The sequence below is a fragment of the Streptomyces roseoverticillatus genome, from assembly GCF_000719265.1.
GTDB classification, from domain to species: Bacteria; Actinomycetota; Actinomycetes; order Streptomycetales; family Streptomycetaceae; genus Streptomyces; species Streptomyces roseoverticillatus.
Window position 1 is genome coordinate 37,749 of the sequence record NZ_JOFL01000010.1, and the last position, 12,895, is coordinate 50,643.

At 71.6% G+C, this 12,895-nt stretch carries 9 protein-coding genes; 6 read left to right on the top strand and 3 right to left on the bottom strand.

The annotated features are described in order from the left end of the window. Nucleotides 1-48 precede the first annotated feature (48 nt). The 4 genes from uvrB to IF61_RS0113505 all read left to right on the top strand — a co-directional run bounded on the left by uvrB (nucleotide 49) and on the right by IF61_RS0113505 (nucleotide 6,070). On the top strand, nucleotides 49-2,193 hold the full coding sequence (gene uvrB / locus IF61_RS0113490) for an excinuclease ABC subunit UvrB (protein ID WP_030366590.1): 2,145 nt from the start codon (nucleotides 49-51) through the stop codon (nucleotides 2,191-2,193). 157 nt (nucleotides 2,194-2,350) lie between these two features. After that, on the top strand, nucleotides 2,351-2,929 hold the full coding sequence (locus IF61_RS0113495; RefSeq protein ID WP_030366591.1) for a TerD family protein: 579 nt from the start codon (nucleotides 2,351-2,353) through the stop codon (nucleotides 2,927-2,929). A 120-nt stretch (nucleotides 2,930-3,049) separates the two neighbouring features. After that, nucleotides 3,050-4,924, top strand: a complete 1,875-nt coding sequence (locus tag IF61_RS0113500; protein WP_030366592.1) for a TerD family protein — start codon at nucleotides 3,050-3,052, stop codon at nucleotides 4,922-4,924. 120 nt (nucleotides 4,925-5,044) lie between these two features. After that, nucleotides 5,045-6,070 (top strand): TerC family protein, encoded by a 1,026-nt coding sequence (locus IF61_RS0113505; RefSeq protein WP_030366593.1) that lies wholly within the window; start codon nucleotides 5,045-5,047, stop codon nucleotides 6,068-6,070. A 38-nt stretch (nucleotides 6,071-6,108) separates the two neighbouring features. On the opposite strand, the gene IF61_RS0113510 is transcribed toward IF61_RS0113505, so the two are convergent. The 3 genes from IF61_RS0113510 to IF61_RS0113520 all read right to left on the bottom strand — a co-directional run bounded on the left by IF61_RS0113510 (nucleotide 6,109) and on the right by IF61_RS0113520 (nucleotide 9,095). Then, nucleotides 6,109-7,392, bottom strand: coding sequence for an MFS transporter (locus IF61_RS0113510; RefSeq protein WP_030366594.1), 1,284 nt, complete (start codon nucleotides 7,390-7,392; stop codon nucleotides 6,109-6,111). 314 nt (nucleotides 7,393-7,706) lie between these two features. Further along, the gene (locus IF61_RS0113515) at nucleotides 7,707-8,363 is read right to left on the bottom strand and encodes an MBL fold metallo-hydrolase (protein ID WP_030366595.1); all 657 of its coding nucleotides are present in this window, start codon (nucleotides 8,361-8,363) and stop codon (nucleotides 7,707-7,709) included. 39 nt (nucleotides 8,364-8,402) lie between these two features. Continuing rightward, the gene (locus tag IF61_RS0113520) at nucleotides 8,403-9,095 is read right to left on the bottom strand and encodes a maleylpyruvate isomerase family mycothiol-dependent enzyme (protein WP_030366596.1); all 693 of its coding nucleotides are present in this window, start codon (nucleotides 9,093-9,095) and stop codon (nucleotides 8,403-8,405) included. 254 nt (nucleotides 9,096-9,349) lie between these two features. Between IF61_RS0113520 and uvrA the strand changes: the two genes are divergently transcribed. Further along, nucleotides 9,350-12,262, top strand: a complete 2,913-nt coding sequence (uvrA, locus tag IF61_RS0113525) for an excinuclease ABC subunit UvrA (RefSeq protein ID WP_043189106.1) — start codon at nucleotides 9,350-9,352, stop codon at nucleotides 12,260-12,262. 139 nt (nucleotides 12,263-12,401) lie between these two features. Next, entirely contained in the window at nucleotides 12,402-12,854 is a 453-nt protein-coding gene (locus IF61_RS0113530) for a Rieske (2Fe-2S) protein (protein WP_030366598.1), read from the top strand. Nucleotides 12,855-12,895: the final 41 nt, after the last annotated feature.

Consider the following 12,895-nt stretch of genomic DNA (forward strand, 5'->3'; position numbering starts at 1 on the left):
GACGGCGGGTGTCCGGCCGTTGTCAGTGGCGGGTCGTACGGTGGTCCCATGCGGCCCGTATCGAAGATCGAACGCAAGGTGGCGCCTTTCGAGGTCGTCAGCCCCTTCCAGCCCAGCGGTGACCAGCCCACGGCCATCGCCGAGCTGGAGCGACGTATCCGCGCAGGTGAGAAGGACGTCGTCCTCCTCGGTGCAACCGGCACCGGCAAGTCCGCGACCACCGCGTGGATGATCGAGAGGCTCCAGCGGCCGACGCTCGTCATGGCGCCGAACAAGACCCTGGCGGCCCAGCTCGCCAACGAGTTCCGCGAGCTCCTGCCCAACAACGCCGTCGAATACTTCGTCTCGTACTACGACTACTACCAGCCCGAGGCCTACGTTCCGCAGTCGGACACGTACATCGAGAAGGATTCCTCGATCAACGAGGAGGTGGAGCGGCTGCGCCACTCCGCCACCAACTCCCTGCTCACCCGGCGTGACGTCGTGGTGGTGGCGTCGGTGTCCTGCATCTACGGCCTGGGTACCCCCCAGGAGTACGTCGACCGCATGGTGCCGCTGAAGATCGGCCAGGAGATCGACCGCGACGATCTGCTGCGCCGCTTCGTGGAGATCCAGTACACCCGCAACGACCTCGCGTTCACCCGCGGCACCTTCCGCGTCCGGGGCGACACCATCGAGATCTTCCCGGTCTACGAGGAGCTCGCCGTCCGCATCGAGATGTTCGGCGACGAGATCGAGGCGCTCTCCACGCTCCACCCGCTCACCGGAGAGGTCATCTCCGACGACCAGGAGCTGTACGTCTTCCCCGCCAGCCACTACATCGCCGGTGCCGAGCGCATGGAGAAGGCCATCGCCGGCATCGAGACGGAGCTGGAGGAGACCCTCGCCCGGATGGAGAAGCAGGGCAAGCTCCTGGAGGCGCAGCGGCTGCGCATGCGCACCACGTACGACATCGAGATGATGCGTCAGATCGGCTCCTGCTCCGGCATCGAGAACTACTCGCTGCACATGGACGGCCGCGAGCCCGGCTCCCCGCCCAACACCCTCATGGACTACTTCCCGGAGGACTTCCTCCTCGTCATCGACGAGTCGCACGTGACCGTCCCGCAGATCGGCGCCATGTACGAGGGGGACGCCTCCCGCAAGCGCACGCTGGTCGAGCACGGCTTCCGGCTGCCGTCCGCCATGGACAACCGCCCGCTGAAGTGGGAGGAGTTCACCGAGCGCATCGGCCAGACGGTGTACCTGTCGGCCACGCCCGGCAAGTACGAGATGTCCCGCTCCGACGGCTTCGTGGAGCAGATCATCCGTCCCACCGGCCTCGTCGACCCCGAGGTCGTGGTCAAGCCGACCGAGGGCCAGATCGACGACCTGGTGCACGAGATCCGCAAGCGCACCGAGAAGGACGAGCGGGTCCTGGTCACCACCCTCACCAAGAAGATGGCCGAGGACCTCACGGACTACTTCCTGGAGCTCGGCATCCAGGTCCGCTACCTGCACAGCGACGTCGACACGCTGCGCCGGGTGGAGCTGCTGCGCGAGCTGCGGGCCGGCGAGTACGACGTGCTGGTCGGCATCAACCTGCTGCGCGAGGGCCTCGACCTGCCCGAGGTGTCCCTCGTCGCCATCCTGGACGCCGACAAGGAGGGCTTCCTCCGCTCGGGGACGTCCCTCATCCAGACCATCGGCCGCGCGGCGCGCAACGTCTCCGGCCAGGTGCACATGTACGCCGACAAGGTCACCGCGGCGATGGAGAAGGCCATCGAGGAGACCAACCGCCGCCGGGACAAGCAGATCGCGTACAACAAGGAGCGGGGCATCGACCCCCAGCCCCTGCGCAAGAAGATCGGCGACATCGTGGCGACCCTCGCGCGCGAGGAGATCGACACGCAGGAGCTGCTGGGCTCGGGCTACCGCGAAAAGGGCGCCAAGGGCAAGGCGCCGGTGCCCACCGCCCCGGCCGGCAAGGCGGCGGGCAAGGGGGCGAAGGCCGCCAAGGGCGGCAAGGCGAAGGCCGGCGTCGCGGTGACGGACAAGCCCGCCGCCGAACTGGCGCAGCAGATCGAGGACATGACCGACCGTATGCGGGCCGCGGCCGCGGAGCTGCAGTTCGAGGTCGCCGCCCGGCTGCGCGACGAGGTGAGCGAGCTCAAGAAGGAGCTGCGGCAGATGAAGGAGGCCGGCCTCGCCTGACGCTCCGGCACCGCCCGCCGCGGGCCGCGGGCCGGGATGTTGCAAGACCGCCACAAATCCCGTCCGGATTCGTGTGCGCTCGGGGTCCGTGCGTAGGGTCGGGGCGGAGGCCGTGCGGACGCCCGGCCCACGGGGATAGAACGAGAAGGGACTGCGCGTGACGGTCAACTTGTCCAAGGGTCAGGGCATCAGCCTGCAGAAGGCAGACGGGGGCACCCTGACCGCCGTGCGGATGGGGCTGGGCTGGCAGGCCGCCCCCCGCCGCGGACTGTTCGGGTCGCGCACGAGGGAGATCGACCTCGACGCCTCGGCGGTGCTGTTCGCCGGCGGCCAGCCGGTCGACGTGGTCTTCTTCCGCCACCTGGTCAGCGACGACGGCTCGGTCCGCCACACCGGTGACAACCTGGTCGGCGGCGCCGGCACGGGCGGCGACGACGAGGCCATCCTCGTCGACCTGCAGCGCGTCCCCGTGCACATCGACCAGATCGTCTTCACGGTGAACTCCTTCACCGGCCAGACGTTCTCCGAGGTGCAGAACGCCTTCTGCCGCCTGGTCGACGAGACCAACGGCCAGGAGCTCGCCCGCTACACCCTCGACGGCGGCGGCGCGTACACCGCGCAGATCATGGCGAAGGTGCACCGTTCCGGCGGCGGCTGGGCGATGACCGCCATCGGCACGCCGGCCAACGGCAAGACGTTCCAGGACCTCATGCCGGCGATCCTGCCGAGCCTGTAGGCACCAGCGTCCTTAAGACATCCCGGGCCCGGCGGAGAGCGTTTCCGCCGGGCCCGCGGGCACGACAAGCGCAGAAGATGACAAGCGCGGAACGAGCATGAACAACGAGGGGGCGCAGGAATGACGGCCGAGCTGGTGCGGGGGCAGAACCACCCGCTGTCCGGGACCCGCCTGGAGATCCGGGTCTCCGCGGGAGGCCCCGTCGTCGCGGGCGCCACGCTCGCCGACGCGGACGGCAAGGTGTCCGGCGCCGACCGGGTCGCGCACCCCGCTTCCCACCGCCTGCCCGGCCTGGAAGTCTCCCGGCAGGCCGCGGCCGACCACCGGCTCGCCGTCGACCTGGAGGCCCTCCCCGAGGACGTGCACCGGGTCCACGTGCTGCTCGCGCTGCCCACCGGGGCCGGCGGCCCCACGTCCTTCGAGGCCCTGGCCGCCCCCTTCGTCGCCGTCACCGAGCTCGACGGGGCGGAGATCGCCACGTACACGATCACGGACCTCGGCGTGGAGTCCGCGGTCGTCGCCCTGGAGCTGTACCGCCGGCAGGACGCCTGGAAGGTGCGCGCCGTAGGCCAGGGGTACGCGGGCGGGCTCGCCGCGATGCTGCACGACCAGGGCCTGGAGCAGGCCTTCGAGACGGCCGCGGCCATCAACGAGGCCGTCACCCGCGGCATGGCCCGCGCCGTCGCCCCGCCGCCCCCGCGCCCGGCCGCGGACCCCGAGCCCCCGCGCCCCGCCCCGGACCCCGCGCCGCAGGGCCCCGCGGCCGCCGGCGGGTCCGTCGACTACCGCCACCCCCGCCGCGCCACCGCCGCGCCCCCCGCACCCGCTCCGGCCGTCCCGCCCGCCGAGCCGGGGCAGCCCCCGCGCCCCGTGGCCGGCGACGCCAACGGCTGGACCATGGACGAGCGGCTCTACAACCAGGTGTGGGGCATGTTCGAGGACCTGGCCCGCTCGGCCGCCGCCTACCGCAGCGCCGTCGACTTCGCGGAGTCGCGCCTGGAGCAGGAGCTCGACAAGGTGCTCTCCGACCCGGCCACCCGGGTGGGTCCCGCCGCCGACGCGGCCCGGGCCGAGGCCCGTGCCCGGCAGGCGAGCCTGGTGGAGCAGGCCCGCGCCGTCCTCGACCGGGACCTGACCCAGCTCACTGCCGAGGCCGAGGTCGTCGAGCACGCCCTGCCGCCCGCCTTCGCCCGCTGGGACAGCCCGGTCTGGCAGGGCTATCAGGTGCCGCTGGAGACCCCCATGGCCCTGCGCCTGGGCGACCTGCACCTGCCGGAGGGCACCGGCCTGCGGATCCCCATGCTGGTGCGGCTGCCCCTGGAGCGCGGCCTGTGGATCGACAGCGGCCGCCCCTCCGGGCTGCAGTCGGCCGTCGTGGACTCCACCGAGCTGCGCCGCCTCGCCATGGAGACGGCGGTCGCCCACGCGGCGCGGCTGCTCGCCGTGTACCCGGTCGGGGACTTCACCGTGCACGTCATCGACCCGGCGGGCGCGGCCGGCGGTGCGCTCGCGCCGCTGCTGCAGACCGGCGCGCTGAAGGAGCCGCCCGCGGCCGGGGCGCAGGGCGTCTCCGCGCTGCTGGAGCGGCTGACGCGCCGCGTCGACCTGGTGCAGATGGCGGTGCGCAGCGGCGCCGCCGACTCCCTCCCGCCGGACCTGGACACCGCCGAGCAGCTGCTGATCGTCAACGACTTCCCGCACGGCTTCGACGACCGCGCGGTCAACCAGCTGCGCTACCTCGCGGACGAGGGCCCGTCGGTCGGGGTGCACCTGATGATGGTCGCCGACCGGGAGGACACCCGGGGGTACGGGCCGGTGCTCGACCCGCTCTGGCGCGCCCTGCTGAGGATCACGCCGGTCCCCGACGACCACCTCGCCGACCCGTGGGTCGGGCACACCTGGACGTACGAGCCGTCGCTGGTGCCGGCCGGCAGCGACGTCGTCCGGCAGGTGCTCCAGCGGGTGGGCCAGGCGCGGCAGGCGTACGGCATCTAGCAAGTAAAGGGCCACTGAGCTGGGCTTTTGGATATTTCTTTACTGTTCCTTGGGTCTTCCTGTACCGTTTTGGGGACTGGCGCCGACCGCCGACGTGCCCGTACGACACCCGGAGGAACAGTGGACGTCTCCCTGACCCTGTGGGCGCTGACCATCCTTGGTCTCTGCGCCCTCGTCGCCGCCGACTTCTTCATCGGAGGCCGCAAGCCGCACGAGGTCTCCCTCAAGGAAGCCGGCATCTGGACGGCGGTCTGGGTCGCCCTGGCCGGCCTCTTCGGCCTCGGCCTGCTGCTCTTCGGCGGCGGCCAGCCGGCCGGCGAGTTCTTCGCGGGCTTCATCACCGAGAAGTCGCTCAGCGTCGACAACCTCTTCGTCTTCGTCCTGATCATGGCGAAGTTCGCGGTCCCGCCCGTCTACCAGCAGCGCGTGCTGATGGTCGGCGTGCTCATCGCCCTCGTCCTGCGAGCCGTGTTCATCGGCGCGGGTGCGGCGATCATCGCCAACTTCTCCTGGATCTTCTACCTCTTCGGCGCCTTCCTGATCTGGACCGCCTGGAAGCTCATCCAGGAGGCGCGCGCCGACGAGGAGGAGGAAGAGTTCGAGGAGAATCGGTTCCTCAAGCTGGTGGAGAAGCGGTTCCCCTCCACCGACCGCTACCACGGCACCAAGCTCTTCGTCGTAGAGAACGGCAAGCGCCTGATGACGCCGATGCTGATCGTCATGCTCGCGATCGGCACCACCGACGTCCTCTTCGCCCTGGACTCGATCCCCGCGATCTTCGGCCTGACCCAGGACCCGTACATCGTCTTCACCGCCAACGCCTTCGCCCTGATGGGTCTGCGGCAGCTGTACTTCCTGATCGGCGGCCTGCTGAAGAAGCTCGTCCACCTCTCGTACGGCCTGTCGGTCATCCTGGGCTTCATCGGCGTCAAGCTGGTGCTGCATGCCCTGCACGAGAACGGCGTGGGCGTCCCGGAGATCAGCATCCCGGTGTCCCTCGGCGTCATCTGCGCCGTGCTGGTCGTCACCACCATCACCAGCCTCCGCGCCTCGCGGAAGCAGGCGGAGGCCGAGGCCCTTGAGGCCGCGACGGCCGCTCCGCAGGGCGGGAGCACCGACGACGCCAAGGACGCCGCCCGCGTCTGACGGCGTCCCGCCCACGTGCCCCAGGAGGCCGTCCCCGCTCAGGCGGGGGCGGCCTCCGGCGCGGTTCCGGGCGCCGCGGCCGGCCGGGTCTCGGGCAGCAGCGCGAAGCACCCCAGGCTGACGGCGGCGACGGTCACGAGGTAGCCGGCGACCGCCCAGGGCGGGCCGGAACCCTGCGCCAGGGCCGTGGCCACGACCGGGGTGAGGCCGCCGCCCACCACCCCGGCCAGGTTGTAGCCGACCGCCGCCCCCGTACAGCGCACCCGGGTCTCGAACAGCTCCGGGAGATAGGCGGCGACGACGCCGACCACCGCCGCGAAGGGCACCGCCGCCCCCGCGAAGCCCAGCGTCATCCACACCGGCCGTCCGGTGTGCAGCAGGGCCACCAGCGGGACCATCCACAGGGCGAGTCCGGCGCTGCCGGCCAGGCACAGGGAGCGCCGCCCGTAGCGGTCGCCCAGCACGGCGAAGAGCGGGATGAGCAGGGTGGACACGGCGACGCCGCCCATGATGCAGCCGAGCATGACCGTGCGGCCGACCGCCAGCCGCTCGGTGCCGTAGGCCAGGGCCCAGGTGCTCATCGCGTAGTGGACGGCGTAGACGAGGGAGAGCCCGCCCGCGACGAGCAGGACCGGCCGCCAGTGGCCGCGCAGGAGTTCGGCGAGGGGCCGGGCCGCCCGGGTGTCCGTGGCCTCCAGCGCGCGGAACTGTGGCGTCTCCGGGAGCCGGGAGCGCAGCAGCAGGCCCGCCGCCGCCATGAGGCCCGCGCCCCAGAACGGCACCCGCCAGCCCCAGGCCAGGTAGTCCGCCTCGGTGAGCCCCGCCGACAGCGCGAGGGCGAGGCCGTTGGCCAGCAGGAACCCCGTCGGCGCGCCGAGCTGCGGGAAGCTGGTCCACAGGGCGCGGCGGTGCGCCGGGGCGTGCTCCCCGGTCAGCAGGACCGCCCCGCCCCACTCCCCGCCGAGCCCGAGGCCCTGTGCGAACCGCAGGGCGAGCAGGAGCAGCGGTGCGGCGACGCCGATGCTGTCGTACGTGGGCACGAGTCCCACGGCGACCGTGGCCAGGCCGGTCAGCAGCAGGGAGGCCATGAGGACGGGCCGGCGGCCGTGCCGGTCGCCGATGTGCCCGAAGAGCACCGCGCCGAGCGGGCGGGCGAGGAAGCCGACCCCGAAGGTGCCGAAGGCGGCGAGGGTGCCGAGCAGCGGCGACGCGGTGGGGAAGAACAGCGGCCCGAGGACGAGCGCGGCGGCGGTGCCGTAGACGTAGAAGTCGTAGAACTCGATGGCGGTGCCGGTCATGGCGGCGAGCGCCAGGCGCGGCATGGACGGCGCGCGGTGCGGCGATTCGTGGGGCGGCTGCATGTACTGCCCAACATCCAGCCGGCAGGGAGGCAACGGGCGTGCGGGTGCGCGGCGGGGGGCGCGGGGGAGTCGCGAAATTTTTTCGTCCGGATTTGCGTAGGTATGGCCATCCGGCTCGGGGAGGAGTACCTTAAGGAATGAGGCCGCCGCATCCGGAGCAATTTGGATGGACGGCCTCACTGCATGCCCGGGCTCGCCGCTTGCCCGGGCTTTGCGTGTCTCTGACCGCACGGCCTCCTGCCGCACGCCCGGGGCGGCCCCGGGGGCCGGCGGGATCACCAGCCGCGTGCGCGCCATTCCGCGAGGTGGGGCCGCTCGGCGCCCAGCGTGGTGTCCGCGCCGTGGCCGGGGTAGACCCAGGTCTCGTCCGGCAGCTGCCCGAAGAGCTTCGTCTCCACGCCGTCGAGGAGGCTCGCGAAGGCCTCGGGGTCGCTGTGGGTGTTGCCCACGCCGCCCGGGAACAGGCAGTCCCCGGTGAACACGTGCGGGTGGCCGTGCGGGTCGTCGTAGACCAGCGCGATGCTGCCCGGGGTGTGGCCCACGAGGTGGCGGGCGGTGAGCTCCACGCGGCCGACGCGGATGACGTCGCCGTCGTCCACCGGCACCTGCGTCGGCACGGGGATGCCCTCGGCGTCCTCACGGCCCGCGTACGTGGTGGCGCCGGTGGCGTCGACCACCTCGCGCAGGGCTCCCCAGTGGTCGCCGTGCCGGTGCGTGGTGACCACGGACGCGATGCCGCTGTCGCCGATCAGGTTCATCAGGGTGTGCGGCTCGGCCGCTGCGTCGATCAGCAACTGCTCGTCCGTTGCGCGGCAGCGCAGCAGATACGCGTTGTTGTCCATCGGGCCGACCGCGACCTTCGAGATCATCAGGTCGGTCAGCTCGTGCACGTCCGCCGGTCCGCCGACCTTCACCGCTCCGCTGTACGTCATGTCGCCAGCCTATGCCTTCACCCCCTTCCTCCACCCCCGCTAAAGCGGGGGGAGAGCGGGCAGCGCGCCCCCGGTCGTCTCCAGCGTCGCGCCCTTGTCGCCGCGGCCCGCGAGCCACCCCAGGAGGGCGGCGGGGGAGCCGGTGACGGTGACCGGGGCGCCCTCCGCGGTGCCGCCCGTGCGCCAGGTCCCGCCGCCGTCGGCGACGAGCGTGACGGCGGGGAGCTCCGGGCGGCCCGACCAGCGCTCGGCGAGGAAGCCGATCTCCCGGCCGGTGAACTCCTCCGGCAGGTCCTGCAGCTCGTAGCCGGCGTCCAGGTCCACCAGGTGCAGTTCCAGCTCGATCCAGCGGCGGAAGGGGACGCGGGCGGCCCGGTCGGTCACGCCGTTGCGCATGACGACGGTGCGGCTCCAGTCGGCGGGGGCTGCGGCCTCGGCGCTCAGGCGGGCTGCGCTGTCGCGCAGGTCGGCGAGGTGGGCCTCCAGGGTGCGGCCGGCGTCCCGGGCGATGTCCGCGTCACGGGACTCGCCGCTCGCGTACATGGGGCGGCCCGCCAGGACGTTGACGAGCGCGTCGGCGTTGCGCGCGACGTGCGCCAGCACGTGGCCGCGGGTCCAGCCCGGGAGCCGGGACGGCCCCGCGACGGCGGCGTCGTCGAGCTTGCCGGCCGCGCTCAGGAAGCGGTCGGTCGCTTCGCGTACAGATGCCAGGTCACGCACGTGGTCGATCATGCGGCCGACGATAGCGCCGCCACTCGTCCGGGTGAAGGTGCCGGACTCCGGCCGTAAATCGAATGTGCGTGCTATAGGCTCGGTGGGGCATCGCATCCGACAACAACGCGGCGGCCCCCCTACCCTGGACCGGGGGCGTGTGCCGTCACCGCCCCAGGAATCCGCCCGCAAGAACCGCTCCCGGGAAGCGCTCCCGAAGGCGACCGCAGGAGCGGGTCCCATCGATATCGTTCTCAAGAAAGGTGCCGACCGGCGTGGCTGACCGTCTCATCGTCCGTGGCGCTCGCGAGCACAACCTCAAGAACGTCTCGCTCGACCTCCCCCGCGACTCCCTGATCGTGTTCACGGGGCTCTCCGGCTCGGGCAAGTCGTCCCTCGCGTTCGACACGATCTTCGCCGAGGGGCAGCGCCGTTACGTCGAGTCGCTCTCCTCCTACGCACGGCAGTTCCTCGGGCAGATGGACAAGCCCGACGTGGACTTCATCGAGGGCCTGTCCCCGGCCGTCTCCATCGACCAGAAGTCGACCTCGCGCAACCCGCGCTCGACGGTCGGCACGATCACCGAGGTCTACGACTACCTCCGGCTGCTCTTCGCCCGCATCGGCAAGCCGCACTGCCCCGAGTGCAGCCGCCCCATCACCCGCCAGTCGCCGCAGGCGATCGTGGACAAGGTGCTGGAGCTCCCCGAGGGCAGCCGCTTCCAGGTGCTCTCGCCGCTGGTGCGCGAGCGCAAGGGCGAGTTCGTCGACCTCTTCTCCGACCTGCAGACCAAGGGCTACAGCCGGGCCCGGGTGGACGGCGAGACCATCCAGCTCTCCGACCCGCCCAAGCTCAAGAAGCAGGAGAAGCACACCATCGAGGTGGTCATCGACCGCCTCACCGTCAAGGACAGCGCCAAGCGCCGCCTGACCGACTCGGTCGAGACCGCCCTGGGCCTCTCCGGCGGCATGGTCATCCTCGACTTCGTCGACCTCGCAGAGGACGACGCCGAGCGCGAGCGGATGTACTCCGAGCACCTCTACTGCCCCTACGACGACCTGTCGTTCGAGGAGCTGGAGCCGCGCTCGTTCTCCTTCAACTCGCCCTTCGGCGCCTGCCCCGAGTGCACCGGCATCGGCACCCGCATGGAGGTCGACCCCGAGCTGATCGTCCCGGACCCGGAGAAGTCGCTGGACGAGGGCGCGATCAGCCCCTGGTCCCACGGCCACACCAAGGACTACTTCAGCCGCCTGGTCGACGCCCTCGCCGACGCCCTCGGCTTCCGCACGGACATCCCCTGGGCGGGGCTGCCCGCGCGCGCCAAGAAGGCCCTGCTGAACGGCCACAAGACGCAGATCGAGGTGCGCTACCGCAACCGCTACGGGCGCGAGCGCGCGTACACCACGGCCTTCGAGGGCGCGGTGCCGTTCGTCAAGCGGCGCCACTCCGAGGCCGAGAGCGACGCCAGCCGCGAGCGCTTCGAGGGCTACATGCGCGAGGTGAACTGCCCGACTTGTGAGGGCACGCGCCTGAAGCCGATCGTGCTCGCCGTCACCGTCCAGGGCCGGTCCATCGCCGAGGTCTCGGCGATGTCGATCAGCGAATGCGCCGACTTCCTGCGCGACATGAAGCTCACCGGCCGCGAGAAGAAGATCGCCGAGCGGGTCCTCAAGGAGGTCAACGAGCGGCTGAAGTTCCTCGTCGACGTCGGTCTGGACTACCTCTCGCTCAACCGCGCCGCGGGCACCCTCTCCGGCGGCGAGGCCCAGCGCATCCGCCTCGCCACCCAGATCGGCTCCGGCCTCGTCGGCGTGCTCTACGTCCTGGACGAGCCCTCCATCGGTCTCCACCAGCGCGACAACCACCGCCTGATCGAGACCCTCGTCCGCCTGCGCGACATGGGCAACACCCTCATCGTCGTCGAGCACGACGAGGACACCATCAAGGTCGCCGACTGGGTCGTGGACATCGGCCCCGGCGCCGGCGAGCACGGCGGCAAGGTCGTGCACAGCGGCCCCTTGAAGGAGCTCCTGCGCAACAAGGAGTCGATGACCGGGCACTACCTCTCCGGCAAGAAGGCCATCGCCATACCGGACGCCCGCCGCCCCGTCGACCCCGGCCGCCGGATCACCGTCCGCGGCGCCCGTGAGAACAACCTGCAGGACATCGACGTCTCGTTCCCGCTCGGCGTGCTCACGGCCGTCACCGGCGTCTCCGGCTCCGGCAAGTCCACGCTGGTCAACGACATCCTGTACACGCACCTCGCCCGCGAGCTGAACGGCGCCCGGGCCGTGCCCGGCCGCCACACCCGCGTCGACGGCGACGACCTGGTCGACAAGGTCGTCCACGTCGACCAGTCGCCCATCGGCCGCACGCCGCGGTCCAACCCGGCCACGTACACCGGCGTCTTCGACCACGTCCGCAAGCTCTTCGCGGAGACGATGGAGGCCAAGGTCCGGGGCTACCTGCCCGGCCGCTTCTCCTTCAACGTCAAGGGCGGCCGCTGCGAGAACTGCTCCGGCGACGGCACCATCAAGATCGAGATGAACTTCCTGCCGGACGTGTACGTGCCGTGCGAGGTCTGCCACGGCGCGCGCTACAACCGGGAGACCCTGGAGGTGCACTACAAGGGCAAGTCCATCGCCGAGGTGCTGGACATGCCCATCGAGGAGGCCCTGTCCTTCTTCGAGGCCGTGCCCACCATCGCCCGCCACCTGCGCACGCTCAACGAGGTCGGGCTCGGCTACGTCCGCCTCGGGCAGTCCGCGCCGACGCTCTCCGGCGGCGAGGCCCAGCGCGTGAAGCTCGCCAGCGAGCTGCAGAAGCGCTCCACGGGCCGCACGGTCTACGTCCTGGACGAGCCCACCACGGGTCTGCACTTCGAGGACATCAACAAGCTCATCTCGGTGCTGTCCGGCCTGGTCGACAAGGGCAACAGCGTCATCGTCATCGAGCACAACCTCGACGTCATCAAGACCGCCGACTGGGTCGTGGACATGGGCCCCGAGGGCGGCAACGGCGGCGGCCTCGTCATCGCCGAGGGCACGCCCGAGGACGTCGCGTCGGTGCCGTCCAGCCACACCGGCAAGTTCCTGCGGGAGCTCCTCGGGGACCGCGTCAGCGACGCCGTTCCGCTGCCGCGGAAGAAGCCGGCGGCCAGGAAGAAGGTCGCTGCCCGCAAGGGCTGACCGTCTTGTCCTCAATTGCCGGACGGGCTCTCTTCCGGGAGAGCCCGTCCGGACGGTGCGGCCCGCCACGCCGCGGGGAGCTCCGAGGCGCCGGGTAAGGTCGGTCCGCAGTCACCGAGAGTCCAGCGCTGGAGCACCCATGAGCACCCCCTCGTCCCCGCAGAGCCCCGCAGAGCCCCCCTGTGCGTCGCGTCGCACCGTGCTCCGGGGCGCCGCGCTCGCGGGCGTCGCCGGGCTGGGCGCCGCCGCCTGCGACGGCAAGACCGGCCCCAAGGCCGCCCCCGTGCCCACCGCGCCGGTGGACCTCGGCCCGGCGGCAGACATTCCCGTCGGCCAGGCGCGGCTCTTCCGCGAGGAGCGGCTGATCGTCTCGCAGCCCGTGCAGGGCCAGTACAAGGCGTTCAGCGCGGTGTGCACGCACGCGGGCTGCGTGGCCGACAAGGTGGACAACGGCAAGGTGCGCTGCCCCTGCCACGGCAGCGAGTTCGACGCGAACACCGGCAAGGTCCTCCAGGGCCCGGCCGGCGACCCCCTGCCGTCCGTCCCGGTCCGCGCGACCGGCGGCAAGCTGATCGCGGGCCCGGAAGCGTAACGCCTGCCCGGCGGATCATGACGAACGCGCCCGTCGCGGCC

What these genes read in the sequence shown, in the direction of transcription:
- uvrB (WP_030366590.1), top strand. Translation starts at nt 49, where the DNA reads ATGCGGCCCGTATCGAAGATCGAACGCAAGGTGGCGCCTTTCGAGGTC.
- IF61_RS0113500 (WP_030366592.1), top strand. Translation starts at nt 3,050, where the DNA reads ATGACGGCCGAGCTGGTGCGGGGGCAGAACCACCCGCTGTCCGGGACC.
- IF61_RS0113510 (WP_030366594.1), bottom strand. Translation starts at nt 7,392, where the DNA reads ATGCCGCGCCTGGCGCTCGCCGCCATGACCGGCACCGCCATCGAGTTC.
- IF61_RS0113515 (WP_030366595.1), bottom strand. Translation starts at nt 8,363, where the DNA reads ATGACGTACAGCGGAGCGGTGAAGGTCGGCGGACCGGCGGACGTGCAC.
- IF61_RS0113520 (WP_030366596.1), bottom strand. Translation starts at nt 9,095, where the DNA reads ATGATCGACCACGTGCGTGACCTGGCATCTGTACGCGAAGCGACCGAC.
- IF61_RS0113530 (WP_030366598.1), top strand. Translation starts at nt 12,402, where the DNA reads ATGAGCACCCCCTCGTCCCCGCAGAGCCCCGCAGAGCCCCCCTGTGCG.